The following is a 25,929-nucleotide window of genomic DNA, read 5'->3' as shown; positions in this document are numbered from 1 at the left end:
TCTTCCTCGGGTGGTGGTGGGTCAGCTGCCGGCCATGTCGGGGTCGAAGGTGAAGATCACCAGGGTGCCCACGAACAGGATGAGGACCATCGAGACGTAGAGCACGATCTTCAGCCAGAAGCGCGTGCTGTCCTTGCGGACGTAGTCGTCGATGATCGTGCGCAGGCCGTTGCCGCCGTGCAGCTGGGCCAGCCACAGCATCAGCAGGTCCCACGTCTGCCAGAACGGCGAGGACCAGCGGCCGGCGACGAAGCCCCAGTTGATGCGGTGCACGCCGCCGTCGAGGATGTTCATGATGAACAGGTGGCCGAGCACCAGGACGACCAGCGCGAGGCCGGAGATCCGCATGAACAGCCAGCTGTAGAGCTCGAAGTTGCTGCGGCGGGCGGCGGGGCGCCGCGGCGAGCGCGGCTTGTCGAGCGCGAGGGTTTCGGTCGCCATCTCTACTCTCCGCCTCCGAACATCACCGACACCGTGCGCCACATCATCGCGATCGCGCCGGGGATCATGACGAGCACCCAGACGACGGCGATCGTCCACAGCATGTGCTTCTGGTACTTCGTGCCCTTCGACCAGAAGTCGACCAGCATGACCCGGATGCCGTTCAGCGCGTGGAACAGCACGGCGCCGACCAGGCCCACCTCCATGAGGTTGACCAGCGGGGTCTTGTAGGTCTCGATGACCTCGTTGTAGGTGTCGGGGGAAACCCGGACCAGCGCGGTGTCGAGGACGTGGACGAACAGGAAGAAGAAGGTGAGCACGCCCGTGATCCGGTGCAGGACCCAGGACCACATGCCCGGGTCGCCCCGGTAGAAGGTCCCGCTCCGGCGTGAGGCACCCGCCCGATCGCTCGCCTCCGCCGCCGTCTGGTCGGCGGCGGTGCTCGCCGTGGTGGACATCGGTGTACGGCCTCCAACGTCGTGGTTGGACTGTGCCCGGCTGACCTGCGAATCCACCGGGCCGCGGGGAGCGTCCACCTGGGACTTCGCAGGCGCCCCGGCGGGGTGTTCAAGGCCATCGAGCTTGGATAGAGGGGATGCTAGACCTGCTCGCCATACCGCACTCAACCTGTGGTTGGTGTGTGTGATCGACCAGACACCGTACGCGTGTCGTGCGTCTCATCCTCATTAACACCCCGGCGAAACTTCGCGAAGTGAGGTGAATCTCGCTCACTCGGATGGGTGGGGGTGACTCCATGTGATTGAACTGTCGCAGTGCCGGAGGACAAGCAAACATTTAGGTTACGTGCTGTGGCTCTGGCATGGCCATTTGCTCACAGGCGGGTACCGTTCGCCCGTCGAGCCCGGCACTGAGCCGGGTCGTTCTCGGGTCCGCTGGAACAACCAGCGGGGAGGGAGAGACAGGGTGCGTAAGACGCGTGCCACCACACTGGCCGCCACCGCCATGGCGGCGGCGCTCGCGCTGGCGGGGTGTGCGAAGGACTCCGGCACCAGCGGGAGCAGCAACAACGACAACGCCGCGGCCGGTTCCTGCGTCACGGCACAGGCGCCCGCGGCCACCGCCGCGTCCACGACCTCGAGCGCCGCCGGCGCCAAGGTCGACGCCAGCAAGCTGCGGGTCGCGCTCGCGTTCGACATCGGGGGCCGGGGTGACGCGTCGTTCAACGACGCCGCTGCCGCGGGCGTGGACAAGGCCAAGGCCGACATGGGCGTCACCGACGTCCGCGAGAGCACCGCGTCGCCGACCGAGGACGAGGCCGCCAAGGAGCAGCGGCTGACCCAGCTGGCCGCCGACGGCTACAGCCCGATCCTGGCGATCGGCTTCGCCTACGCCACCGCGGTGCAGGCCGTCGCGCCGAAGTTCCCGAACACCCAGTTCGCCATCGTCGACGACGATTCGGTCACCGCGCCGAACGTCACCCCGCTGGTGTTCTCCGAGGAGCAGGGCTCCTTCCTGGTGGGTGTCGCCGCGGTCTACAAGAGCAAGAACTGCCACGTGGGCTTCGTCGGTGGCGTGAACACGCCGCTGATCCAGAAGTTCGAGGCCGGGTTCATCGCGGGCGCCAAGGCCGCGTCGAACAAGGTCCAGATCACCAGCGACTACCTGACCCCGGCCGGTGACAACACCGGTTTCCAGGACCCGGCGAAGGGCAACATCAAGGCCGCCGCCGAGTTCTCCGCCGGCGCCGACGTGGTGTACCAGGCCGCCGGTGCCTCCGGTAAGGGCGTCTTCCAGGCCGCGAGCGCGGCCAAGGGGCTGGCCATCGGCGTCGACTCCGACCAGTACCACCAGGCGACCGTCGCCGAGTACAAGGACGTCATCATGACCTCCATGCTCAAGCGGGTCGACGTGGCCGTGTACGACTACCTCCGGGCGCTGGCGACCAACACGCTCAGCTCGCTGCCCAAGCGGTTCGACCTGTCGGTGGACGGCGTCGGCTACTCCACCTCCGGTGGCCAGGTCGACGACATCAAGCCGCAGCTCGAGGGCTACAAGCAGGCGATCATCTCGGGCGCGATCACCGTCCCGTCCACGCCGCAGAAGTAGATCTTTTCCAGCCGCGTCCGGGGCTCGGGAGGGTGACCCCTTCCCGGGCCCCGTGCGCCGTTTCCGGGGGTCTCATGACCAACTCACCACCGGCCGTCGAGCTGCGCGGCATCACGAAGCGCTTTCCCGGCGTGGTCGCCAACTCCGACGTCAACCTGACGGTGGCGTCCGGCGAGGTCCACGCCATCTGCGGCGAGAACGGGGCCGGCAAGTCCACCCTGATGAAGATCCTCTACGGCATGCAGCCGCCGGACGAGGGCACGATCGCGATCAACGGCGAGCAGATCCGGCTGCGCAACCCGCAGGACGCGATCCGCGCCGGCATCGGCATGGTGCACCAGCACTTCATGCTCGCCGACAACCTGACGGTGCGGGAGAACGTCCTGCTCGGCGCCGAGAACCTGCACGGCATCGGCCGGGCCGCGCGCGCGAAGCTGGCCGAGCTGGAGAAGCAGGTCGGGCTGTCCGCGCCGCTGGACGCGCTGGTCGAGACGCTGGGCGTCGCCGACCGGCAGCGCGTGGAGATCATGAAGGTGCTCTACCGCGGCGCGCGGATCGTCATCCTGGACGAGCCGACCGCGGTGCTGGTGCCGCAGGAGGTCGACGCGCTGTTCGAGACCGTGCGCGGCATGCAGGCGCAGGGGTTCACGTTCATCTTCATCTCGCACAAGCTCGACGAGGTCCGCGCGATCGCCGACACGGTCACCGTGATCCGGCGCGGCACCACGGTCGGCACCGCCGATCCGAAGAAGATTTCCTCGCGTGAGCTGGCGGAGATGATGGTCGGCTCCGAGCTGCCCAGCCCGGAGACCCGCGAGTCCACCGTCACCGACCGGGACGTGCTGCGGGTGACCGGGCTGCGGCTGACCGTCGAGGGGGCTGATACCACTGTGCGCGCCGTGCTCGACGACATCACCTTCACCGTGCACGCGGGCGAGGTGCTCGGCATCGCCGGGGTCGAGGGCAACGGCCAGACCGAGCTGGTCGAGACGATCATGGGCATGCGCAAGGCCACCGCCGGGTCGATCGAGCTGGTCGACGCCGACGGCAACGCGCGCGATCTGACCGGCCTGGGCACGCTCGCCCGGCGCGAGGCCGGCATCGGCTACGTGCCGGAGGACCGCACCCGGCACGGCCTGCTGCTGACGCAACCGTTGTGGGCCAACCGGATCCTCGGCTACCAGACCCGGCGGCCGGTGTCGAAGGGCCAGCTGCTCGACATCCCCGGGGCCCGCAAGGACACCGAGCGGATCGTCGCCGACTACGACGTCCGCACGCCCGGCATCGAGGTGCCCGCGGCGGCGCTGTCCGGCGGGAACCAGCAGAAGCTGGTGGTCGGCCGGGAGCTGTCCGGCAACCCGGTGCTGCTGATCGCCTCGCACCCGACCCGCGGGGTGGACGTCGGCGCGCAGGCGCTGATCTGGGAGCAGATCCGCCAGGCCCGGCACGACGGGCTGGCGGTGCTGCTGATCTCGGCCGACCTCGACGAGCTGATCGGCCTGTCCGACACCATCCGCGTCATGCTGCGCGGACGTCTGGTGAGCGAAGCCGACCCGGCCACGGTGACCCCGACCGAGCTGGGCTCGGCCATGACCGGAGCGGAGGAAGCCGCGTGACCTCCTGGCGCACCAAGGTGCTGCCGCCCCTGCTGGCGATCGTCTTCTCGGTGCTGATCTGCTCGATCGCACTGCTGATCTCCGGAGCCGATCCGCTGCAGGCCTACGGCACCATGATCGGCCAGCTGTTCAAGGGCACCACCGCCGTGGACACGGTGAACCTGGCGACGGTCTACTACCTGTCCGGGCTCGCGGTGGCCATCGGCTTCCAGATGAACCTGTTCAACATCGGTGTCGAGGGCCAGTACCGCTTCGCCGCCGTGGTCGCCGCGATCATCGGCGGGGCCGTCGTGCTGCCGCCGGTCATCCACGTCGTCTTCATCATCCTCGTGGCGGCGCTGGCCGGCGCGGTCTACGCGGCGGTGCCGGCGATCCTCAAGGTGACCCGCGGGGTCAGCGAGGTCATCTCGACGATCATGCTCAACGCGATCGTCGGCGGCATCGTGGCGTTCCTGATCAACCCCGACCAGTTCGGCGTGCTGACCGGGAACAACCTCAAGACCGAGGAGATCGCCCCGTCCGGCCGGGTGCCGAACATCCCGATCGGCGGCGGTGAGCTGTTCGGCTTCGTGATCATCGCCGCGGCCATCGGCTTCGCCTACTGGTTCATGCTCAACCGCACCCGGTTCGGCTTCGAGCTGCGGGCCAGCGGCGAGTCGACCACGGCGGCGGCCGCGGGTGGCGTCAACGCGAAGAAGATGACGCTGATCGCGATGCTGCTCTCCGGCGCGGTGGCCGGCCTGGTCGCCATCCCGGAGCTGGTCGGCCGCGACTTCACCTACGCCATCACCTCGACCCAGGGGTACGGCTTCACCGGCATCGCGGTCGCGCTGCTGGGTCGGAACCACCCGGGCGGCATCGCGCTCGGCGCGCTGCTGTGGGCGTTCCTGGACAAGTCGGCGGTGTCGCTGGAGCAGGTCGACGTGCCGAAGGAGATCGCGACGATCATGCAGGGCGCGATCGTGCTGTCGGTCGTCGTGGCGTACGAGATCGTGAAGCGGGCCGACCTGGCCGCCGCGCAGCGCCGCGTCGGCCGCGCGCTGTCGGGCGGGCGTCCCGCTTCGGTGAGTGAAGGGGGTGCGGTGTGAGTCTCGCGACGGAAACCGCGGCGCCGCTGACCGTGCCGCCGGCCCCGGGCAAGCGCCGGATCCCCGGCTGGGCGCGTGGTGTCCTGTGGGCGGTGGGGATCGTCGCGGTGCTGTCCACCGCGTCCTACCTGACCGGGGTCAACACGCTGACCTCGACAAACACCGCGCAGACCGCGCTGCGGCTGGCGCTGCCGATCCTGCTGTGCGCGCTCGGCGGTCTGTGGTCCGAGCGCGGCGGTGTGGTCAACATCGGTCTCGAGGGCATGATGATCCTCGGCACCTGGGGTGCGGCGTGGGGCGCCTACTACGGCGGCCACTGGGCCGGCCTCGGCGCGGCGATCGTGTTCGGCGCGCTCGGCGGCCTGCTGCACGCGATCGCGACGGTGACGTTCAACGTCAACCACATCGTCTCCGGTGTGGCGATCAACCTGCTCGGGCTCGGGGTCGCGAAGTACCTGGCGACGCTGATCTTCGAGCCGCTGTCCGGCAACCCGCGGCAGTCGCCGACGGTGCCGACGTTCGACACCTACTCGGCGACGTTCCTGTCGAACTGGCTCACCGATCTGGAGGACCAGCAGCGGGTGTTCATCTCGGACGCGGCGGGCCTGCTCAACGGGCTCGTCACCGGGGTGGCGCCGCTGACGATGATCGCGATCCTGCTGGTGCCGGTGAGCTACCTGGTGCTGTGGCGGACGCGGCTGGGGCTGCGGCTGCGGTCGTGCGGCGAGAACCCGGTGGCGGCCGAGTCGCTGGGCATCAACGTGTACGCGCACAAGTACCTGGGCGTGCTGATCTCCGGTGGCCTGGCTGGCATGGGCGGCGCGTCGCTGGTGCTGCTGCAGGGCGGCGGCGGTTACCTGGAGAACCAGACGAACGGCCGCGGGTACATCGGCCTGGCGGCGATGATCTTCGGCAACTGGCGGCCGGGCGGTCTGCTCGGTGGTGCGGCGCTGTTCGGGTACGCGGACGGTCTGCAGCTGTCCGGCGGCGGGCGGGCGGTGCTCGCGCTGCTGTACGGCGTGGTGCTGCTGCTGTTCGTGATCGTGGTGGTTCAGCTGATCCGGCGGCAGTGGATCGCGGCCGCGCTCGGTGTGGTCGGCGCCGGTGTCCTGTACTGGATCTACTGGTCCAACGACTCGTTGCCCAGCGAGCTGACGCCGTACACCGCGCACGTGGTGACGTTGATCGTGCTGGCGGTGGCGTCGCAACGGCTGCGGCCGCCGAAGGCCGGCGGTGCCCGGTACCGGCGTGGTGAGGGGGACTAGTGGGCGAGATCGACTGGGAGGCGTTGCGCGCTCAGGCCGTCGAGGCGGCGAAGAGCGCGTACGCGCCCTACTCGGGGCTGCACGTCGGCGTGGCCGGGCTGGTGGACGACGGCCGGGTGGTCGTCGGGTGCAACGTGGAAAACGCTTCCTACGGGCTCGGGTTGTGCGCGGAGTGCACGATGGCCGGGCAGCTGCGGCTGAGTGGCGGCGGGCGTCTGGTGGCGGTGGCGTGCCGGTCGGGCAGCGGTGACCTGCTGATGCCGTGCGGCCGGTGCCGGCAGATCCTGTTCGAGCTGGGCGGCGGTTCGTGTCTGGTGGACACCCCGTCCGGGGTCCTGCCGATGACCTCGGTGCTGCCGGACGCGTTCGGTCCCGCGGACCTGCCGTGACAGCGTTCGCGGCGGTCGACGTCATCCGGGCCAAGCGGGACGGCGGTGCGCTGAGCGACGAGCAGATCCGCTGGGTCGTGGACGCCTACACGCGCGGGGACGTGGCCGAGGAGCAGATGGCCGCGCTGGCGATGGCGGTGTTCCTGCGCGGGATGGACGCGCGGGAGACGGCGACCTGGACCGGCGCGATGATCGATTCGGGTTCGCGGTTGTCGTTGCGCGTGGACCGGCCGACGGTGGACAAGCACTCGACGGGCGGGGTCGGCGACAAGATCACGTTGCCGCTGGCCCCGCTGGTCGCCACGTGCGGCGCGGCGGTGCCCCAGCTGTCCGGCCGCGGCCTCGGCCACACCGGCGGCACGCTGGACAAGCTGGAGTCGATCCCCGGGTGGCGGGCTGCGTTGTCGGTGGACGAGATCACGGCGCAGTTGAATTCGGTCGGCGCGGTGGTCTGCGCGGCGACCTCCGGGTTGGCGCCCGCGGACCGGAAGCTGTACGCGCTGCGGGACGTGACGGGCACGGTCGAGTCGGTGCCGTTGATCGCCAGCTCGATCATGAGCAAGAAGATCGCGGAGGGTTCGGCCGGTCTGGTGCTGGACGTGAAGGCGGGTTCCGGGGCGTTCATGAAGAGCGTCTCGGAGGCTTCGGAGCTGGCCCGGACGCTGGTGGAGATCGGCACGGCGCACGGTGTGACCACGACGGCCCTGTTGACGGACATGAACACGCCGTTGGGCGCGGCGGTCGGCAACGCGGTCGAGGTGGCGGAGGCGGTGGAGGTCCTGCAGGGCGGGGGACCGGCGGACGTGGTGGAGCTGACGGTGGCCCTGGCGCGGGAGATGCTGGCGCTCGCGGGCCTCTCGGTGGACCCGGCTCGCGTGCTGGCCTCCGGCGAGGCTTACGAGACGTGGTGCCGGATGATCACCGCGCAGGGCGGCGACTGTTCGGCGCCCCTGCCACGGCCGGCGCACGTCGCGGTCGTGGAGGCGGCCGGTTCGGGATATCTGTCCGCTTTGGACGCGTACGCGGTCGGGGTGGCCGCGTGGCGCCTGGGAGCGGGCCGGGCACGCAAGGAGGACCCGGTCCAGCACGCGGCGGGCATCCGGTGCCTGGCCAAGCCGGGCGAGCAGGTGACCGAGGGCCAGCCGCTGCTGGAACTGCACACGGACACACCGGAGGCGGTCCCGGCAGCACTGGAGGCCCTGGCGACCGCGGTGGAGATCACCGACAAGGCCCCAGAAGCCAGAGAGCTGATCCTGCACCGCGTCAGCTGACGGCGCCGGGTCTTTGAACCCGAGGTAGCTGGGTGGTCATCCCGTCGCCTGACACGTGACGATCACTTTGAGCCAGGCCCGCAACATCCGCTGCCAACGCGAGATGACATGCCAACCTTGCGGGCCTGGCTCAAAGTGATATGCACAAACCGGAAGGCGACGGGATGACCACCCAGCGACCACCTGCCCGAGGTGAGATAACAACGGTCCCCCGTCATCCCGGAGCCTGCCCGTCCGGCGAGGACATCTTTTGATCTTTTTCCCTGCGCTTCGCGCAGGGGGCGCCTCACGGCGCCGAACGGTCACCTTGGGTGACCTCCCCCGCCCCCTCACCTTGAGTGTGTATTGGTCGCCGAGCAGGCGTGTCAAGGCGGGAAAGAGTACCTTGACACGCCTGCTCGGCGACCAAAAGCGGGCTGGGGATCGGGGGCGGGGGAGGGCTGGCGCGTAGTCGGTCTGCTTGCGTTGCCGGCCGCCGGTTGTGCAGGAGGGCTCCGGGCCTTCGCGTAGTCGGTCCACTGCCGTTGCCGGCCGCCGGTTGTGCAGAAGGTGCGGGTCTGGTGCGTAGTCGGTCCACTCCCGTTACCGACCACCAATCCACCGCTCCTCAGTTCGCGGCCCCGTGCCCCAAATCCACGATGCAGAACACGTTCCCCTCCGGGTCCGCCAGCACCACGAAATCCGGGTCCTCCGGGTACAGCTCCCAGTCCACCTGCACCGCCCCCAAAGCCACCAGCCGCGCGGTCTCGGCTGCCTGCTCCTCCGCCGAGTCCACGAACAGGTCCAGGTGCACGCGCGGATGCCGCTGCACCGGCGTCTCACTGCGCATCAGCGCCAGCACCGGCCCGTCCGCCCCGCTGAGGGTGCGCCAGTTCTCGTTCACCCACTCGCCCGTCGGGCGCAGGCCGAGCGCCTTCGTCCAGAACGTTTCGGCCCGGGGGAGGTCGTCGACGCCCAGCACCGGGATTCCCAACCGCAGCATGGTCCGAGCCTAGACACGCGAAAGGCCCCGGGCACGGCGTGCCTGGGGCCTTGCCAACGCGAGAACTCAGGCCTCCGAGTCGTCACCCTCGGGCTTGGCCTTCACGTCGGCGTTCTTCGGCGCCCGGCCGTTGCGCGCCCGCCGCGGCTGGCGCTGCGCGGGCGGCGGCGGGGCGATCTGCGGCACCGACGGCCCACCGCCGAGCATCAGCTCCGCGAACGTCGCCATCGCCTCGTCCAGCTGGCCGCCGATGCGCCGCTCCGACTCCTCGTTGCTGCGGCGCACCAGGGAACCCACCGACTCGGTGTCCGGACGGCTGGACAGCGTGCCCTCGACCCGCGAGAACCCGCTCTTCACCGCGCCGCCGAGGTCGCCGAACTGCGCGGCCACCCCCTCGTCGACCTTGTCGATCCGGCCGGCCAGATCGTCCAGGCGCCCGGTGATCTGCTCCAGGCGCGAAGACAGCGCTTCCAGCCGCTCGGTCGGGTCCAGCATCTCGCCGGTCTCGTCGATCGCGCCGCGCAGGGCCTGCGTGGCCGCCTCGACGCGCTCGCGGTTCTGGCTGTCCGCCTCGTCCACGCGGCCGCGCAGCTCGGTCAGGCCGTTCTCGACCCGCTCGCGCAGCTCGCCGACACCGTTGTCCACCCGCTCGCGCAGCTCGCTCATGCCCGAGTCGACGCGGTCGCGCAGGATGGACTCGGCCATCTCGATGCGCTCCTTCACCGGGCCGTGCACGGCCTGCGGCAGCGCGTCGAGCTTCGCGTCCTGCTTGTCCAGGTGCCCGTTCAGGTCGTCCAGGCGGCGGTGGATGTTCTCCAGCTTGTCCTCGAGCCCGTCCATCCGGCCGGCGACGCCCTCGAACCGGGCGGCCACACCGTCCAGACGGCCGTCGAGCTGGGCGAACGGCTTCGCCAGCTTGTCGACGATGCTCTCCACCGCGCGCGCCAGGTCCGCGAGCGCGTTGTCCTGCGCCTCCAGGCGGGACATGGCCTCGTCCAGGCGCTCGGCGAGCACGCCGACCTCGGTGCGGTCGGGCAGCTCCGACAGCCGCTTGCGCACGGCACCCAGGGAGTCGACCGGAGCGAGCCGCGCGTAGATGTCATCGAGCGCGTCGAAGATCTGCTGCTGCTCGCTCTCGCGGACTTCGGCCGCGCGCACCAGCATGTTGCGCATCCGGTCGAAGGACGGAGCTCCAATGTGGTTATCAGTGGTCACTTCGGTGTCCTTCGTCGGCGGGGAAAGAGGGACGTGGCGGAAGCTTAACCATTGCGGAATTGCTCTGGGTATCGCCCCCGTAAAGGCGGGAACGCCGTGGTGGCCCCGGTTGGCCGAATGCGCGCGGCCTGAAGCTCGAGTGGAGCCTGAGAGTTGCCATCGCGCGCGTCCATGTAGGTGACCGCCGCGGGGGTACCGTCGGAGCATGTCCGACAACGCCACGACAGCGCCCCTGACCATGGAAAACATCCGCCGGGCGCCCAAGGTCCTGCTCCACGATCACCTCGACGGAGGACTCCGTCCGGGGACGGTGATCGAACTGGCCGACGCCCTCGGCTACCGCGATCTCCCCACCACCGACGTGGCCGAGCTGAGCCGCTGGTTCCGCGACGCCGCCGACTCCGGCTCCCTGGAGTCCTACCTGGAGACCTTCGCCCACACCTGCGGCGTGATGCAGACCGAAGAAGCGCTGGTCAGGGTCGCCGCCGAGTGCGTGGAGGACCTCGCCGCCGACGGCGTGGTCTACGCCGAGGTGCGGTACGCGCCGGAGCTGTTCGTCGAGCGCGGGCTGACGCTGGACGCGGTCGTGGAGGCCGTCCTGGCGGGGTTTGCGGAGGGTGAGCGTCGAGCGGCTCAACAGGGAAAAGTCATCCGAATGGGTACTTTGCTGTGTGCGATGCGTCAGCATGCCCGGGCGGCCGAGATCGCCGAGATCGCGGTGCGTTACCGGGACTCCGGGGTGGCCGGGTTCGACATCGCGGGACCGGAGGCCGGATTCCCGCCCACCCGCAACCTCGACGCATTCGAATATCTGCGCACCAATAACGCGCATTTCACCATTCACGCCGGTGAGGCGTTCGGACTCGCTTCCATTTGGGAGGCGATTCAGCATTGTGGCGCGGAACGGCTCGGGCACGGCGTGCGGATCGTGGACGACATCAAACGCGATCCGGACGGCACGGTCCACCTCGGCCGGCTCGCGAGTTACGTCCGCGACCGCCGCATCCCGCTGGAGATCTGCCCGTCCTCCAACGTGCAGACGGGCGCCGCCGCGTCGATCGCTGATCATCCGATCGGGCTACTCGCGGACCTGCGCTTCCGGGTGACGGTCAACACCGACAACCGGCTCATGAGCGGCTGCTCGGTGTCGAGCGAGTTCGCCGCGCTGGCCGAGGCGTTCGGCTACGGCTGGGCCGACTTCCAGTGGTTCACGATCAACGCGATGAAGTCGGCGTTCCTCGATTTCGATCAACGGCTCGACCTGATCAACAACGTGATCAAACCGGGCTACGCCGAGTTGGCGTGAAAGTCCCTTGTGATCGTTAGCGTCGGCAAGTAAGGTCCAAGATGTAGGAACAAGTTCTCATATCTTGGGACGGTCGCGATGAGCCGGGCAGCTGTGCTGGACACGAGGAGTAGGCGCCGGTGGGGCATCCTCGCGCTCGGCCTCGCGGCCCAGACCGCGAGCTGCTCGTTCCTCTACGGCATCCCGTTCCTGGTGCCGGAGATGCGCGCGGCCGGGCTGACGCTCGCGCAGGCCGGCACGATCGTCGCCGCGCCCAGCATCGGCGTGCTGTTCACGCTGATCGCGTGGGGCGCGGCGGCCGACCGCTACGGCGAGCGCCTGGTGATGGCGCTGGGCCTGGGCGCGTCGTCGGTGCTGCTGCTGGTCACCTCGCTGGTCGCGCCGTCGACCGGGCTGCTGTTCGCGTTGTTCCTGCTCGCCGGGATGCTGACCGCGTCGGTGAACGCGGCCAGCGGCCGGGCGGTCATGGGCTGGTTCGGCCCGGACGAGCGCGGCACCGCGATGGGCGTGCGGCAGACCGCGCAGCCGCTCGGCGTCGGCGTCGCCGCGCTGGCCCTGCCGCCGCTGGCGCAGCACTGGGGCTTCCAGGCGGCGGTGCTGTTCCCGGCGGTGTTCGGGCTGGTGGTCGCCGCGCTGGTGGCGTGGCTGGTGATCGACCCGCCGCGGCCGGAGAAGAAGCCGGGCGCGCCGAAGCCGGCCTCGCCGTACCGGACGCCGACGCTGTGGCGGCTGCACGGGGCGAGCGCGCTGCTGGTGATCCCGCAGTTCGCCGTGTCGGCGTTCGCGCCGGTGTACCTGGTGTCGGCGCACGGCTGGAGCGCGCTGGCGGCGGGCTGGTTCCTGGCGGCGGTGCAGGTGCTGGGCGCGGCCGGGCGGATGGCCTCGGGCTACTGGTCGGACCGGGTGGGCAGCCGGTTGCGCCCGATGCGGCAGCTGGCGGTGGCGAGCGCGGCGGTCATGCTGCTGGTCGCGGTCGGGGACGTGACCTGGATGTGGGTGGTGTTGTTCGCGCTGGTCCTGGCGGCGGTGATCACGGTGGCGGACAACGGGCTCGGCTTCACGGCGTCGGCCGAGCTGGCCGGGATCGACTGGGCCGGGCGCGCGATGGGCACGCAGAACACGGCGCAGAACATCGCGGCGTCCCTCACGCCGCCGCTGCTGGGCCTGGTGATCGGCGACTCGCGCTACGCGCTGGCGTTCTGCGTCGCCGCGGTGTTCCCGGTGCTGGCGATCGGGCTCACGCCGGTCCGAGCCGAGACTCGGTCGTCGTGATCGCCTGGCGGAGCGCGGCCCGCGCGGCGGTCAGTTCCGCGGCGCGGGCGTCCAGCTCGGTGAGCCGGGCGCGCAGCGTGTCGAGGACGCCGGGGCAGGCGTCCAGCGTGCCGTCCGGGTGGGCGCAGTCGATGATGCGGCGGATCTCCCGGGTCGGCAGGCCGACGGTGAGCAGTTCGCGGATCTGCCGCACGCGCTCGACCGCGTCGGCGTCGTACTCGCGGTACCCGTTGTCGCGGCGCTGAGCGGTCAGCAGCCCGACGCGCTCGTAGTACCGCAGCAGCCGCTCGGTCGTCCCGGCGCGCTTGGCGAGTTCACCGATCAGCATCGCTTGACCTTCCCACCATGTCAGGGATCAACACTGCCGGGAGTACCACGATTCCCGGAGGAAGACCTTGATCATCGACGCCCACAGCCACGTCCACGACCCCGTCGAGAAGCACCTCGCCCTCCTCGACGAGGCCGGTGTCGACAAAGCGATCTTGTTCGCGACCCGTCCGCACCCCGAACGCGCGACGACGCTGGACGAGCTGAAGGGGGAGATGGCCGTGCTGTCGCGGAGCCTGTCCGGCAGCGGCGACGGCCGGGCCGCGGCCCTGCGTGAGCTGGACGCCGCGCTCGCCGGCTCGGACCGGTTCCTCGGCTTCGGATCGGTGGACCTGTTCGCACCGGACGTGGCGACCGCGGTCGAGGAGATCGGCCGCAAGTGGCACGGCATCGGCGAGCTGACCCCGCCGCCCGGCCGCGCCGATCTGCTCGAACCGGTGCTGGACCCGGCCGGCGACCTGCCGGTCGTGGCGCACGGCGCCGCCCCGACCACCGCCGCCGACCTGGCGACCATCGGCGCGCTCGCCCGGAAGTACCCGCGGACCCCGCTGGTGATCAGCCAGCTCGGCGGTGGGCACTGGATCGACGCGATCGAACTCGTCCGCGAGACGCCGAACCTGTGGCTGGAGCTGTCGACCGCGAGCCTGGTGTTCTCGGTGCGGCTGGCGATCGCGGAGGTGCCGGAGCGGACGTTGTTCGGCTCGGACGCGCCCTACGGCGACCCGGTGCTGGCCCGCGCGCTGGTCGAGCGCGTCACGCCGTCGGAAGCAGCGCGCGCCGCGGTCCTCGGGGGGAACGCGGCGCGCCTGCTCGATCTGTGACGGGTTCTAGTGCACCCGGAGCCGGTTCTCGAACGCCTCCACCAGCTTGCGCCACTCGCTCTGCTCGGTGTCGAACGGGGCGCTCGGCGCGAGGCGGCCGGGGTCCGGCTTCAGCACGAACGACACCAGCCACCCCAGGCTCTCCGAAGTGGACAGTGCGGTGGCCACCGCGTCGTCCCCGGCCCAGTCCGCGGCGTCGGTGATCAGCTCGACGGCCAGGTCCAGCTGCGTCGGGTCGATCGCGTCCGGGCCCTCGGCCAGGTCCTCGTCCAGGCCGGCCAGCACGTAGGTGTTCTCGGTGTCGACCTCGACCTCCAGCTCACCGGCGGTGGCCTTGGCGAGGACCTCGTCCCAAGTGGACACCTCGGCCAGGTCCGAGTCGGCGAACGCCGTGGAGTCGGCCAGCGCCCGCGCGAGCGCCTTCTCCGACTTGAACACGTCGATCTTGCCGTCGCTGCCGAGGAAGATCGGCTCGTCGTCCAGGTAGCAGCGCAGCGAGTAGTACTCGTGGCCGGAGGTGATGATCTTGATCGGGTCGATGCCGACCTCGCCCCAGAACCCGACCGGGACGTCCTCCTCCTCGTCGTCGGAGTCGGTGCTCTCGACCGTGTCGAGGTCCTCGTCGGCCTGCTCGGACTCGACCTCGGCCTCGGCGGACTCCTCCAGGAAGGTGGCCAGCTCCTCGGCGGTCTGCTCGAGCACGCCGGCGTCCACATCGGGCACCTTGACCAGGCCGTCGATCGCGTCCAGCACGGTGTCCCACTTCTCGGACACGGCCTCGGCCAGGTCGTTCCACAGCCGCTCGCCCTCGCGGCCGGTGAACGGCAGCCGCCCCTGCTCCAGCAGCGAGAAGCCCTCGGTGGCGTCCAGCACCTCGTGGACCTCGTCGAGCTCGCACACGTCGGCCAGCGAGCGCACGATGCCGACGATCTCGGCCAGCTCGCTGATCGTCCACGAGTCCGGGTCCTCGGCGACCAGCTCGGGCACGCCGACCAGGTCGTAGGAGTGGTCGTCGTCGGGGATCAGCTCCGGCACGTTCAGCGCCGGGACCGCGTGCCACGCCGGGTGGTCGATCAGGTCGTGCTGCTCGGCGGTCCGGACGAACGCGGCCAGGTGCGCGGCGTCGGGGAAGGCGTACAGATCCTCCTCGTCGCCGAGGAAGGCCTCCCATTCCTCGCCGTCCTCCCGCCAGCGCGGGGCCCAGAGGGTCACCAGGTCCCCCTGCGGCAGCCCGAGTTCGATCGGGACGATGTCCTGTGCCATGCCAGCCCTCCGGATTACACCTGTGTGTGGGAAGCCTACGGCTTGACGGGACCGGCCGCGATGGGCCCCATCTGCTCTCCGGCCGCGGGTGGCACGATGGTACCCACAATGACCCTTTCAGACCTCCTGCCAGCGGATCCGGATCCCGACACGCTGTTCGAGACGTTTTCGGCCTGGACGGCCGAACGCGGGCTCGAGCTGTACCCGGCGCAGGAAGAGGCGCTGATCGAGGTCGTCTCCGGCGCCAACGTGATCCTGTCCACCCCCACCGGCTCGGGAAAGAGCCTGGTCGCGGTGGGTGCCCACTTCACCGCGATGGCCCACGGCAAGCGCAGCTACTACACCGCGCCCATCAAGGCGCTGGTCTCGGAGAAGTTCTTCCAGCTCATCGAGATCTTCGGCGCCGACAACGTCGGGATGATGACCGGCGACTCCGCGGTCAACCCGGATGCCCCCATCATCTGCTGCACCGCGGAAATCCTGGCGAACATCGCGTTGCGGTTCGGTGCCGACGCCCCGGTCGGCCAGGTCGTGGCCGACGAGTTCCACTTCTACAGCGAGCCCGACCGCGGCTGGGCGTGGCAGGTGCCGCTGCTGGAGCTGCCGAACGCACAGTTCGTGCTGATGTCGGCCACGCTCGGTGACGTCACGTTCTTCGAGAAGGACCTGACGCGCCGCACCGGCCGGACCACCGCCGTGGTCACGTCCGCGCAGCGCCCGGTGCCGCTGACCTACCGGTACGCGCTGACCCCGCTGCACGAGACGATGACCGAGCTGCTCACCGGCGGGCAGGCCCCGGTCTACGTGGTGCACTTCTCGCAGGCCGCCGCGATCGAGCGGGCGCAGGCGCTGATGAGCATCAACGTCACCACCCGCGCCGAGAAGGACGCCCTCGCCGAGGCGATCGGCGACTTCCGGTTCTCCGCCGGGTTCGGCAAGACCCTGTCGCGGCTGGTGCGGCACGGCATCGGCGTGCACCACGCCGGCATGCTGCCCAAGTACCGGCGGCTGGTCGAGCAGCTCGCGCAGGCCGGGCTGCTCAAGGTGATCTGCGGGACCGACACGCTCGGCGTCGGCATCAACGTGCCGATCCGCACGGTGGTGTTCTCCGCGCTGACCAAGTACGACGGGGTGCGCCAGCGGCACCTCAAGGCACGCGAGTTCCACCAGATCGCCGGGCGCGCGGGCCGCGCCGGGTACGACACCGACGGCTACGTCGTGGTGCAGGCGCCGGACCACGTGATCGAGAACGCGAAGGCGCTGCAGAAGGCGGGCGACGACCCGAAGAAGAAGCGCAAGATCGTCCGCAAGAACGCGCCCGAGGGGTTCGTCAACTGGACCGAAAGCACGTTCGAGCGGTTGATCTCGTCCCCGCCCGAGCCGCTGACCTCCAGTTTCCAGGTGAGTCACGCGATGCTGCTGAACGTGATCTCGCGGCCGGGCAACGCTTTCCAGCACATGCGGCACCTGCTGGAGGACAACCACGAGGACCGGCCGTCGCAGCGCAAGCACATCCGCCGGGCGATCGCGATCTACCGCGCGCTGGTGGCCGCGGGGGTCGTGGAGCGGCTGTCCGAACCGGACTCCGCGGGCCGGATCGTGCGGCTGACCATGGACCTGCAGCTGGATTTCGCGCTGAACCAGCCGCTGTCGCCGTTCGCGCTGGCCGCGATCGAGCTGCTGGACACCGAGTCGCCGTCGTACGCGCTCGACGTGGTGTCGGTGATCGAGTCCACAGTGGAGAACCCGCGGCCGGTGCTGTCGCAGCAGCAGTTCAAGGCGCGCGGTGAGGCGGTCGCGGCGTTGAAGGCCGAGGGGGTCGAGTACGAGGAGCGGATGGCGCTGCTCGACGAGGTGACCTACCCGAAGCCGCTGGAGGAGCTGCTGGAGGCGGCGTACGAGACGTACCGGCGCGGGCACCCGTGGGTCGCCGACTACGAGCTGAAGCCGAAGTCGGTCGTGCGGGACATGTACGAGCGGGCGATGAACTTCGTCGAGTACGTCAACTTCTACTCGTTGGCGCGGTCGGAGGGGCTGGTGCTGCGGTACCTGGCCGACACCTATGACGCGCTGCGCCGGACGGTGCCGGACGAGGCGAAGACCGAGCCGCTGGAGGACCTGATCGCGTGGCTCGGCGAGATGGTGCGCCAGGTCGACTCGAGCCTGCTGGACGAGTGGGAGGCGCTGCGGCACCCGGGGGAGCAGCCGGTCGTGGCGCAGGCGTTGCCGGAGAAGCCGCCGCCGGTCACGGGCAACGAGCGGGCGTTCCGGGTACTGGTGCGCAACCAGATGTTCCGGCGGGTCGAACTGGCGGCCCGGCGGGCGTACGCGGAGCTGGGGGAGCTGGACGCCGCGTCCGGCTGGAACGACATCGAGTGGGAGGCCGCGCTGGAGGCCTACTACGAGCAGTACGAGTCGATCGGGATCGGCCCGGACGCCCGCGGCCCGGCGATGCTGATGATCGAGAAGGAGCCCGAGGTGTGGCGGGTGAGGCAGATCTTCGACGACCCCGCGGGCGACCACGACTGGGGCATCAGCGCCGAGGTGGACCTGCCCGCCTCGGACGAGGCAGGCACGGCGGTGCTGCGGGTGACGGCGGTGGACCAGCTGTAGGCGGTCGGTAGCTCGGGTGGTTCCCCCGCCGGCTGGTGGTCGGCGCTGGGGCTCGCGTGGGGGCTTGTTGTCCGCCTGGTGGTGTTTGGCGGTGCCTGCTTGGCCCCTTGCCGAGGGTGAAGCCGGACGGGGAGGCCGGTCCAGCTCCTTCCCACCCAGCGGCATGCCGACACAGCTTCTGGTCGGCCGCAGCGGGCGCTGACTCCGGGATGTCCACCCGGCTCGCGCCTGCCGTCCAGCGGTGTCCGCGGCGCGGGCTGCTGGTTGGCCTCGTGCTGGTGGTTGGTGGGGGAGGCGGGCCCGGCTGGTGTCGCCGTCCAGCGGTGTCCGCGGCGCGGCTTCTGGCCAGCGCCATGTCGGGCTGGCCTCGGCGGGCCCGCTCGGCTCGTGCTGCCGTCAGTGGCGTTGCGGCGCGGCTTCAGGCCGCCTCCGTCTCGGGGCTGGCGTCGGGAGGCCCCGCCCGGGTCTTTCCGCCGTCGCGGCCCCAGTTCTCCAGTGCCGGCTCTCGGGTGTCGTGCGTAAGTCCCCTCGCCGCGGCGTCCTGGGGGCTGGGCGCCGCGGCGAGGGGGGTCGGTCAGCGCCGGTGTCGGGGCCCGGCGTCGACCGAGCCTGGGTCCGGCGCGGCGGTTTCTGGGTAGCGGGGCAGGCCGGCGAACGTGCCCGTCGAGCCCTGCTGCTGCGGAACGGCCGGCTGCTGCGGCGGCGGGTCCTGGTCGGTCTGCGGGAAGGGCTCCGGGTTGCGGCGGTACAGCGCCGGTGTGGGCGCGGTGGGCGCCATGTCCATCGGCGAGCCGACGGACGGCACGTTGCCGGAGGCGTAGGCGGGCTGCCCCCCGGACGGCACCTCACCCGACGCGTACGTGGGCTGGCCGCCTGAGGGGATCTCCCCAGAGGGGTAGGCAGACTGCGCGGCGGACGGCACACCCCCGGAGGCGTACGGACGCTGAGCCCCGGAGGGCACCTCGCCGGAGGCGTAGGCAGCCTGCGCGCCTGAGGGCATCTCGCCGCGGGCGTACGAGGCATGGGCGCCGGACGCCGGTTCGCCCGACGCGTAGGCGGACTGAGCCCCGGAGGGCCCCTCGCCAAAGGCGTAGGTGGCCTGGGTGCCGGAGGGCATCTCCCCGGAGCCGTAGGTGGCTTGTGCCGGGGAGGGCATCTCCCCGGAGGGGTAGGCAGGCTGCGCACTGGACGGTGCTTCACCGGAGGCGTAGGTGGCTTGTGTGGGGGAGGGCATCTCCCCGGAGCCGTAGGTGGCTTGTGCCGGGGAGGGCATCTCGCCGGAGGGGTAGGCAGTCTGCGCGCTGGACGGTGCTTCGCCGGAGGCGTAGGTGGCTTGTGTGGGGGAGGGCATCTCCCCGGAGCCGTAGGTGGCTTGTGCCGGGGAGGGCATCTCCCCGGAGGGGTAGGCAGGCTGCGCACTGGACGGTGCTTCACCGGAGCTGTAGGTCGCCTGTGTGGCGGAGGGCACCTCCCCAGAGGCGTAGGTCGCCTGGGTGGCGTAGGGCATCTCCCCGGAGGGGTAAGCCGTCTGCGCAGCGGACGGCGCATCGCTCGCCGCGTAAGCGCCCTGCGTCCCGGACGGCACCTCACCGGAGCCATAAGTCGGCCCCCCGGACTCCGCCGGGTACGCCGAACCGTACGACGGCATCGGCACGTCGGCCGGTGTCTTGGCCACCGGGCGCCTCGGGTCGGGCATCGGTGCGTGGGACGCCGCCGGATCCATCGCCGGGGGCCGCTCGGCCTGCGGGTTCTGCCCGGGCAGGATGTCCATCGGCGATCCGGCCCGCTGCGCCGGCAGCGCGTGGTGCCGCCCCTGCCCACGCGAAATCTCGTCCTCGCCGGAGTACCCGGCCAGCGGGTTCTTGGCGTTGCGCTTCGGCCCGCGCCGGGCCAGCCCAACCAGCCCGAACAGGCCCAGCAGCCCCAGCAGGCCCCACAATCCCGGGGGTATGTCCCGCAGCTGCTCCTGCGCGAGAACGGACTCGGCCGGCGCGGCGCTCGCCACGGCCGAGCCGAACGGCAGGAGGACGCACACCGCGGCGGCGACCGTCCCGAGGCGGGCCCTGTCAGGCATTACAGCTCACTCCCCTGGTTGTGGTTGACGCCACGATGTACCCGCCCCCACCCGGTCCAGACCAGATGCCGACCTAGTGGGTGACCTGCACCACCTGCGCGAGTGACTTCGCTTGCGACGCCGGAATCGTCGGGATCCGCGTGTAACCTGCGCCCATGGGGCTTCGCGAACGGGTGGTTTCCTGGGTGGGCCGCCGTTACCTCGCCAGAGCGCAGAAAAAGGGCTTCGACCTGTCGGTTTTGCCCGATTCTGCGCTCATGCCGCTGCGCCGCGACGGTCTGGACCCCGTGCCCGAACTGGGCGCGACCAGGCAAGCGGCGCCGGTCAGCCGGTTGCCGCTGCCCTTCGGCATCACCGCGTGGCTGGTCACCGGTTACGGCGAGGCGAAGGAAGTGCTCGCCGCCACGGACAAGTTCAGCAACGACTACACCAACCTCGTCGGCAAGGCGGGGTTGTCGGCCGAGCAGAATCCCGGTGGGCTCGGGTTCGCCGACCCGCCGGACCACACGCGGCTGCGCAAGATGCTGACGCCGGAGTTCACGATGCGGCGGCTGAACCGGCTCACGCCGCGCATCGACGAGATCATCACCGAGCAGCTCGACGCGATGGAGAAGGACGGCGGCACGGTCGACCTGATGCAGTCGTTCGCGCTGCCGATCCCGTCGCTGACGATCTGCGAACTGCTCGGGGTCTCCTATGAGGACCGTGACGACTTCCAGCGGCTGAGCACGGTCCGGTTCGACCTGTTCGCCGGGGCGGGCGCGTCGTTCGGCGCGATCTCCGAGTCACTGTCCTATTTGCTCGAAATCGTGCGGAAGCAGCGCGTCGAGCCGGGTGACGGCCTGCTCGGGATGCTGGTGAAGGAGCACGGCGACAACATCTCGGACCAGGAGCTGGCCGGACTCGCCGACGGTGTGCTGACCGGCGGCCTGGAGACGACGGCGAGCATGCTGGCGCTCGGCGCGATCGTGCTGCTGCGGGACCGGCCGACGTTCGAACTGGTGCGCGATTCCGACGAGGCGGCCCGCGATTTCGTCGAGGAGCTGCTGCGGTACCTGACGGTGGTGCAGGTGGCGTTCCCGCGGTTCGCGCGCGAGGACGTGACGGTCGGCGGGCAGGAGATCGCCAAGGGCGACATCGTGTTCGTGTCGCTGAGCGGGGCCAACCGGGACACCGCCCTGGGCGCCGGGATGGAGTCCTTCGACCCCACCCGACCGGCGACGCAGCACCTGGCCTTCGGCTGGGGCGCGCACCGGTGCATCGGGGCGGAGCTGGCGCGCATGGAGCTGCGCGCGGCGTACCCGGCGCTGGTGCGGCGCTTCCCCGACCTGCGGCTGGACATCGAGCCGGAGCAGCTGAGCTACCGCCGGACGTCGATCGTCTACGGCGTGGACAGCCTGCCGGTGCGGGTCAAGTAAGCCCAACCGCACCGCGAGTCCCACGTTCCCGCGCGCGAGTTCCACGTTCGCGCGCCGCGGCGCTTTCGCTGAGCGTGGAACTCGCGGTGCTGAGCGTGGAACTCGCGGTGCTGAGCGTGGGACTCGCGTTCGCGAGCGTGGGACTCGCGCGCGTCACGCGCCGCGAAGCCGCAGCGCCCCCTCCGCCGCCGGGGTGTCCGTGATCAGCGTCGACACCAGGCCGGATCGCAGCACGGCGTCGATCGCCTCCGCTTTCGGTGCCGTGTAGCCCAGCGCGATCACCTCGGGCACCTTCAGCAGCTCCGCCGTGTCGATCGCCAGCACGTGGTGCGCCAGCCCGGTCGACAGCGGCTTCCCCTCGCCGTCGAACAGCCGTGCCGCGACCTCCGCCCGAGCGCCCCGCGCCGTGATCGCCTCGCGTTCGGCCGGGGACACCGCGTCGTACACCGTCGACTCGCCCGGCAGCCACGCCCCGATGCTCACCACCGCCTTCGTCAGGCGCGGGAACTGCGCGAACGTCTCCGCGATCCCCGGCTGCCGCCGCAGGATCTCCGTCGTCCGGCGGTCCGGCAGCACCAGCGGCCCGTAGATCGGGTACGCGTCGCCGCCGGACACCTCCGCCACCCGCCGCACCGTCTCCACCGACCGGTCCCGCATGTCCATCCCGGCCTGCACCCCGCACAGCTGCACGATCGGGCACCTCGGCAGCCGCTGCACCGCCGCCGCCATCGCGTTCACCGACCGCGCCCACGACAACCCCACCACGTCGTCCTCGGTGACCGTCTCCGACAGCAGCCGCGCCGCGAACCCGCCGATCTGCTGCCGCACCTGCGCCCGCCGCCCGGCGCTGGCCGCTCGATTGAGCACGAACGCCTGCCGCAGCCCGTACGCGGACCGCAGCTCGTCGGACAACCGGACGTCGATCGGCGCCGGCGGCGCGAACTCCACCCGCACCAGTCCCCGCTCCAGCGCCGCGTCGATGAGCCGGGCCACCTTGAACCTGCTGATCCCGAAGTCGGCGGCGATCTCGATCTTGGACTGCCCCAGCACGTAGAACCGGTGCGCCACCAGCGTCGCGGTGAGCCCGTCCACCACGCCCATCTCGCTCATTTGAGCACTATAGCTCGCATCCTGTTGACGTGAAACCCGCAAAACCCCTCTAATGCATGGCCAAGCATGTGACCACAGAGTCGTGACGCGCTCAGATGAGCGCAGGAAGAGGTGAGACGGCATGCGCGCCGCCATCGTCGATCAGCCGGGCTCCATCAGGGTCGGCGAGGTTCCCGATCCCACCCCGGGGGAGCGCGACGTCGTGATCAAGGTCGGCGCGTGCGGCATCTGCGGCACCGACCTGCACATCGCCGACGGCCACTTCCCGCCGACGCCCTACCCGATCGTCCCCGGCCACGAGTTCGCCGGCGAGATCGTCGAGATCGGCAAGAACGTCCCCGGCGGCTGGCAGGTCGGCGACCGGGTGGCCGTCGACCCGTCCCTGTTCTGCGGCTACTGCGACCCGTGCCGCGCCGGCCACGGCAACCTCTGCGAAAACTGGGGCGCCACCGGCGACACCGTCAACGGCGCCTTCGCCGAGTACGTGGCAGTGCCCGCCAGCACCTGCTACCGCCTGCCGGACCACCTGTCCTGGCAGGAGGGCGCCCTGGTCGAGCCGGTGTCCTGCGCCGTGCACGGTGTCCGCCGCATCGGGGTCGAGGCGGGCGAGCACTTCCTGGTCGTCGGCGCCGGAACCATGGGCCTGATCATGCAGATGCTCCTGCAGCGGGCCGGCGCGCGCGTCACGGTCGTCGACCGCAACGCGTCCCGCCTGCCGCGGGCCAAGGACCTCGGCGCGCACGCCGTCGCCACCGACGTGTCCGAACTGGACGGTGAGCGGTTCGACGCGGCGGCCGACTGCACCGGTGCGGCCCCGGCGATCGAGGCCGCGTTCGATTCGCTGCGCCGCGGCGGGCGTCTGCTCGTCTTCGGCGTCGCCCCGGCGGAGGCGCGCGTCGCGCTTTCGCCCTTCCGGATCTACAACGACGAGATCACGGTGGTGGGTTCGATGGCTGTTCTGCACTCCTACGGCGCCGCGCTGGACCTGGTGTCCTCCGGCGCGGTCGACACGAAGGCCCTGCTGACCGATGCCTTGCCGCTGGAGCGGTTCCCCGACGCCCTGGACCTGATGCGCAGTGGCGCGGGTCTGAAGGTGCAGGTGCTGCCGGGAGCCCGGGATGCGTGAGCGCCTGGCACTCCTCGCGGTCGCCGCGCTGCTCACCCTGACCGGCTGCGCGGGCGCCGGCGCGCTCGGCGCGGGCGGCAACACCCTGGTCATCGCGATCGTGGCGAACCCGCAGATGAACGACGCCATCTCGCTGTCGCACGAGTTCGAGGCGGCGAACCCCGGCGTGAAGCTCAAGTTCGTGTCGCTGCCGGAGAACCAGGCGCGCGCGAAGATCACCGCCTCGACCGCCACCCAGGGGGGCGAGTTCGACGCGGTGATGATCAGCAACTACGAGACCCCGCAGTGGGCGGCCAACGGCTGGCTGGAGAACCTCCAGCCCTACATCGACGCCAGCCCCGGTTACGACCCGGGCGACTTCATCCCGAGCATCCGCGACTCGCTGTCCTACCAGGGCTCGATGTACGCGGTGCCGTTCTACGGCGAGTCGTCGTTCCTGGCCTACCGCAAGGACCTGTTCGAACAGGCCGGGCTGACCATGCCGGAGCGCCCGACGTGGCAGCAGATCGCCGACTTCGCCGCGAAGCTGGACGACAAGGCGGCCGGCGTCGCCGGGATCTGCCTGCGCGGCAAGCCCGGCTGGGGCGAGAGCCTCGCGCCGTTCACCACGGTCGCCAACACCTTCGGCGCGCAGTGGTTCGACCAGGACTGGAACGCGAAGCTGGACACCCCGGAGTTCCGCGAGGCCGCGAACTTCTACGTCAACCTGGTCCGCGAGCACGGTGAGGTCGGCGCGTCCAGCGCCGGGTTCTCCGAGTGCGGCACGCGCTACGGCCAGGGCCAGGCCGCGATGTGGTACGACGCCACGGTCATGGCCGGGACGAACGAGGACCCGGAGTCGAGCAAGGTCGTCGGCAAGTCCGGGTACGTGGCCGCGCCGGTGGTGAAGACCGAGGCCAGCGGCTGGCTCTACACGTGGGCGCTGGCGATCCCGAAGGTCGGCAAGAACAAGGCGGACGCCTGGAAGTTCCTGCAGTGGATGACGAACAAGGAGTTCGTGCGGACGGTCGGCGAGACCTACGGCTGGAACCGCGTCCCGCCCGGCTGCCGGTTCTCCACCTACCGGATCCCCGAGTACGCCGAGGCCGCGAAGGCCTACGCCCAGCCGACGCTGGACGGCATCGACGCGGCGGACCAGCGCAAGGTGATGACCAAGCCGGTGCCCTACCCGGGCATCCAGTTCGTCGGCATCCCCGAGTTCCAGGACCTGGGCACCCGGGTCAGCCAGGAGCTGTCGGCCGCGATCGCCGGGCAGATCACCGTCGACGAGGCCATCGAGCAGTCGCAGGAGTACGCGCAGACCGTCGGCGATTCCTACCGGGAGACGAAATGACCGCCGTGGCGCCCACAGTGGCAAGTGGACAGGGGGTCGACGCGAAACCGGCCAATCGCAAGGGCGCGAGCCCGTGGGTCCGTCGTGCGCCCCTGCTGCCCGCGCTGTTGTTCACCATCGTGGTGACCCAGATCCCGTTCGTCCTCACGGTGGTGTACTCGTTCCAGTCGTGGAACCTCGTGCGGCCGGGTTCGCAGCACTTCGTCGGCCTGCAGAACTACCTCGACGTGTTCGCCGACTCCCAGTTCCGCGGCGCGATGCTCAACACCGTCGTGCTGACGGTGGTGTGCGTGTTCGTCGCGCTGCTGCTCGGGCTCGGCCTGGCGCTGCTGCTGGACCGCAAGTTCCTCGGCCGCGGTGTGGTGCGGACGCTGCTGATCACGCCGTTCCTCATCCTGCCCGCCGCCGGGGCGCTGCTGTGGAAGACGACGATGTTCGACCCGACCTACGGGCTGCTGAACTTCGTCTTCGGCGGCGAGACCGACTGGCTGTCGGAGTTCCCGCTGGCCTCGGTCATGGCGCAGGTCGTGTGGCAGTGGACCCCGTTCATGATGCTGCTGATCCTGGCCGGCCTGCAGAGCCAGCCGAAGGACGTGCTGGAGGCCGCGCAGGTCGACGGCGCCGGCCGGTGGCGCACGTTCGCCTCCATCACGCTGCCGCACCTGTCCCGGTACCTGCAGCTGTCGGTGCTGCTGGGCGCGATCTACATCGTGAACAGCTTCGACGCGATCTTCCTGATGACCCAGGGCGGTCCGGGCACCGCGAGCACGAACCTGCCGTACTACATCTACCAGCGGGCCTTCCAGGGCTTCGACATCGGCCAGTCCTCGGCGATGGGCGTCATCGTGGTGATCCTGACGCTGATCGTGGCGACCTTCGCGCTGCGCCTGATGTTCCGCGCGTTCGACGTGAGCAAGGGGGTCGTGAAGTGA

Annotated in this window: 22 protein-coding genes; 14 read left to right on the top strand and 8 right to left on the bottom strand. The window is 70.4% G+C overall.

From position 1 onward, the window contains the following. Positions 1 to 21 precede the first annotated feature (21 nt). Both D0D28_RS19385 and sdhC read right to left on the bottom strand, forming a co-directional pair. Positions 22 to 441 carry a succinate dehydrogenase hydrophobic membrane anchor subunit gene (locus tag D0D28_RS19385; protein ID WP_116111526.1) on the bottom strand — a complete coding sequence of 140 codons (420 nt, stop codon included), beginning with the start codon at positions 439 to 441 and terminating at the stop codon, positions 22 to 24. Positions 442 to 443: 2 nt separating this feature from the next. Next, on the bottom strand, positions 444 to 899 hold the full coding sequence (sdhC, locus tag D0D28_RS19380; protein ID WP_094004019.1) for a succinate dehydrogenase, cytochrome b556 subunit: 456 nt from the start codon (positions 897 to 899) through the stop codon (positions 444 to 446). 505 nt (positions 900 to 1,404) lie between these two features. On the opposite strand from sdhC, the gene D0D28_RS19375 reads away from it, so the two are divergent. From D0D28_RS19375 to D0D28_RS19350, 6 genes are all read left to right on the top strand, one after another. After that, on the top strand, positions 1,405 to 2,508 hold the full coding sequence (locus D0D28_RS19375; RefSeq protein ID WP_116111533.1) for a BMP family lipoprotein: 1,104 nt from the start codon (positions 1,405 to 1,407) through the stop codon (positions 2,506 to 2,508). Between the two features lie 74 nt (positions 2,509 to 2,582). Beyond that, on the top strand, positions 2,583 to 4,124 hold the full coding sequence (locus D0D28_RS19370; protein WP_094004020.1) for an ABC transporter ATP-binding protein: 1,542 nt from the start codon (positions 2,583 to 2,585) through the stop codon (positions 4,122 to 4,124). Beyond that, entirely contained in the window at positions 4,121 to 5,212 is a 1,092-nt protein-coding gene (locus D0D28_RS19365; RefSeq protein ID WP_116111525.1) for an ABC transporter permease, read from the top strand. The genes D0D28_RS19370 and D0D28_RS19365 overlap by 4 nt, the downstream gene beginning before the upstream one ends. Next, complete coding sequence (locus D0D28_RS19360) at positions 5,209 to 6,477, top strand: ABC transporter permease (protein ID WP_116111524.1); 1,269 nt, start codon at positions 5,209 to 5,211, stop codon at positions 6,475 to 6,477. The genes D0D28_RS19365 and D0D28_RS19360 overlap by 4 nt, the downstream gene beginning before the upstream one ends. Then, positions 6,477 to 6,866 (top strand): cytidine deaminase, encoded by a 390-nt coding sequence (locus D0D28_RS19355; RefSeq protein ID WP_094004023.1) that lies wholly within the window; start codon positions 6,477 to 6,479, stop codon positions 6,864 to 6,866. Before D0D28_RS19360 ends, D0D28_RS19355 begins: the two co-directional genes overlap by 1 nt. Next, entirely contained in the window at positions 6,863 to 8,137 is a 1,275-nt protein-coding gene (locus D0D28_RS19350; RefSeq protein WP_116111523.1) for a thymidine phosphorylase, read from the top strand. Before D0D28_RS19355 ends, D0D28_RS19350 begins: the two co-directional genes overlap by 4 nt. A gap of 607 nt (positions 8,138 to 8,744) precedes the next feature. On the opposite strand, the gene D0D28_RS19345 is transcribed toward D0D28_RS19350, so the two are convergent. Both D0D28_RS19345 and D0D28_RS19340 read right to left on the bottom strand, forming a co-directional pair. Then, a complete protein-coding gene (locus tag D0D28_RS19345; protein ID WP_116111522.1) occupies positions 8,745 to 9,119 on the bottom strand; it encodes a VOC family protein in 375 nt (124 codons plus the stop codon). Between the two features lie 66 nt (positions 9,120 to 9,185). Next, positions 9,186 to 10,334 (bottom strand): PA containing protein, encoded by a 1,149-nt coding sequence (locus D0D28_RS19340; protein WP_116111521.1) that lies wholly within the window; start codon positions 10,332 to 10,334, stop codon positions 9,186 to 9,188. Positions 10,335 to 10,539: 205 nt separating this feature from the next. Here D0D28_RS19340 and D0D28_RS19335 point away from each other — a divergent pair, with 205 nt between their 5' ends. Together D0D28_RS19335 and D0D28_RS19330 are read left to right on the top strand one after the other, a co-directional pair. Continuing rightward, the gene (locus D0D28_RS19335) at positions 10,540 to 11,640 is read left to right on the top strand and encodes an adenosine deaminase (protein WP_094004027.1); all 1,101 of its coding nucleotides are present in this window, start codon (positions 10,540 to 10,542) and stop codon (positions 11,638 to 11,640) included. 78 nt (positions 11,641 to 11,718) lie between these two features. Further along, positions 11,719 to 12,912, top strand: a complete 1,194-nt coding sequence (locus D0D28_RS19330) for an MFS transporter (RefSeq protein WP_094004028.1) — start codon at positions 11,719 to 11,721, stop codon at positions 12,910 to 12,912. On the opposite strand, the gene D0D28_RS19325 is transcribed toward D0D28_RS19330, so the two are convergent. Continuing rightward, positions 12,878 to 13,240: a MerR family transcriptional regulator gene (locus D0D28_RS19325; protein WP_094004029.1), complete on the bottom strand. Its 363-nt coding sequence runs from the start codon at positions 13,238 to 13,240 to the stop codon at positions 12,878 to 12,880. The genes D0D28_RS19330 and D0D28_RS19325 overlap by 35 nt on opposite strands. A gap of 67 nt (positions 13,241 to 13,307) precedes the next feature. Between D0D28_RS19325 and D0D28_RS19320 the strand changes: the two genes are divergently transcribed. Continuing rightward, positions 13,308 to 14,060, top strand: coding sequence for an amidohydrolase family protein (locus tag D0D28_RS19320; RefSeq protein WP_116111520.1), 753 nt, complete (start codon positions 13,308 to 13,310; stop codon positions 14,058 to 14,060). A 6-nt stretch (positions 14,061 to 14,066) separates the two neighbouring features. Here the strand turns inward: D0D28_RS19320 and D0D28_RS19315 are convergent, their stop codons facing one another. After that, entirely contained in the window at positions 14,067 to 15,323 is a 1,257-nt protein-coding gene (locus D0D28_RS19315) for a primosomal protein (RefSeq protein ID WP_094004031.1), read from the bottom strand. A gap of 108 nt (positions 15,324 to 15,431) precedes the next feature. Here D0D28_RS19315 and D0D28_RS19310 point away from each other — a divergent pair, with 108 nt between their 5' ends. Beyond that, the gene (locus D0D28_RS19310) at positions 15,432 to 17,936 is read left to right on the top strand and encodes a DEAD/DEAH box helicase (protein ID WP_116111519.1); all 2,505 of its coding nucleotides are present in this window, start codon (positions 15,432 to 15,434) and stop codon (positions 17,934 to 17,936) included. A gap of 574 nt (positions 17,937 to 18,510) precedes the next feature. Here the strand turns inward: D0D28_RS19310 and D0D28_RS19305 are convergent. Beyond that, a complete protein-coding gene (locus tag D0D28_RS19305) occupies positions 18,511 to 20,010 on the bottom strand; it encodes a hypothetical protein (RefSeq protein ID WP_116111518.1) in 1,500 nt (499 codons plus the stop codon). 155 nt (positions 20,011 to 20,165) lie between these two features. On the opposite strand from D0D28_RS19305, the gene D0D28_RS19300 reads away from it, so the two are divergent. Continuing rightward, a complete protein-coding gene (locus D0D28_RS19300) occupies positions 20,166 to 21,428 on the top strand; it encodes a cytochrome P450 (protein WP_116111517.1) in 1,263 nt (420 codons plus the stop codon). Between the two features lie 153 nt (positions 21,429 to 21,581). Here the strand turns inward: D0D28_RS19300 and D0D28_RS19295 are convergent, their stop codons facing one another. Next, the gene (locus D0D28_RS19295; RefSeq protein WP_205413304.1) at positions 21,582 to 22,538 is read right to left on the bottom strand and encodes a sugar-binding transcriptional regulator; all 957 of its coding nucleotides are present in this window, start codon (positions 22,536 to 22,538) and stop codon (positions 21,582 to 21,584) included. Between the two features lie 121 nt (positions 22,539 to 22,659). On the opposite strand from D0D28_RS19295, the gene D0D28_RS19290 reads away from it, so the two are divergent. The 3 genes from D0D28_RS19290 to D0D28_RS19280 are packed head-to-tail and all read left to right on the top strand — an operon-like array spanning position 22,660 to position 25,929. Then, on the top strand, positions 22,660 to 23,664 hold the full coding sequence (locus tag D0D28_RS19290; protein ID WP_116111516.1) for a zinc-dependent alcohol dehydrogenase family protein: 1,005 nt from the start codon (positions 22,660 to 22,662) through the stop codon (positions 23,662 to 23,664). Further along, positions 23,657 to 24,997: an ABC transporter substrate-binding protein gene (locus tag D0D28_RS19285; protein WP_094004046.1), complete on the top strand. Its 1,341-nt coding sequence runs from the start codon at positions 23,657 to 23,659 to the stop codon at positions 24,995 to 24,997. The genes D0D28_RS19290 and D0D28_RS19285 overlap by 8 nt, the downstream gene beginning before the upstream one ends. Then, positions 24,994 to 25,929: a carbohydrate ABC transporter permease gene (locus D0D28_RS19280; RefSeq protein WP_116111515.1), complete on the top strand. Its 936-nt coding sequence runs from the start codon at positions 24,994 to 24,996 to the stop codon at positions 25,927 to 25,929. Before D0D28_RS19285 ends, D0D28_RS19280 begins: the two co-directional genes overlap by 4 nt.

This window comes from Amycolatopsis ruanii, assembly GCF_003385175.1.
Taxonomy (GTDB): Bacteria; Actinomycetota; Actinomycetes; order Mycobacteriales; family Pseudonocardiaceae; genus Amycolatopsis_E; species Amycolatopsis_E thermalba.
This window is presented reverse-complemented; position numbering and strand designations above follow the sequence as displayed.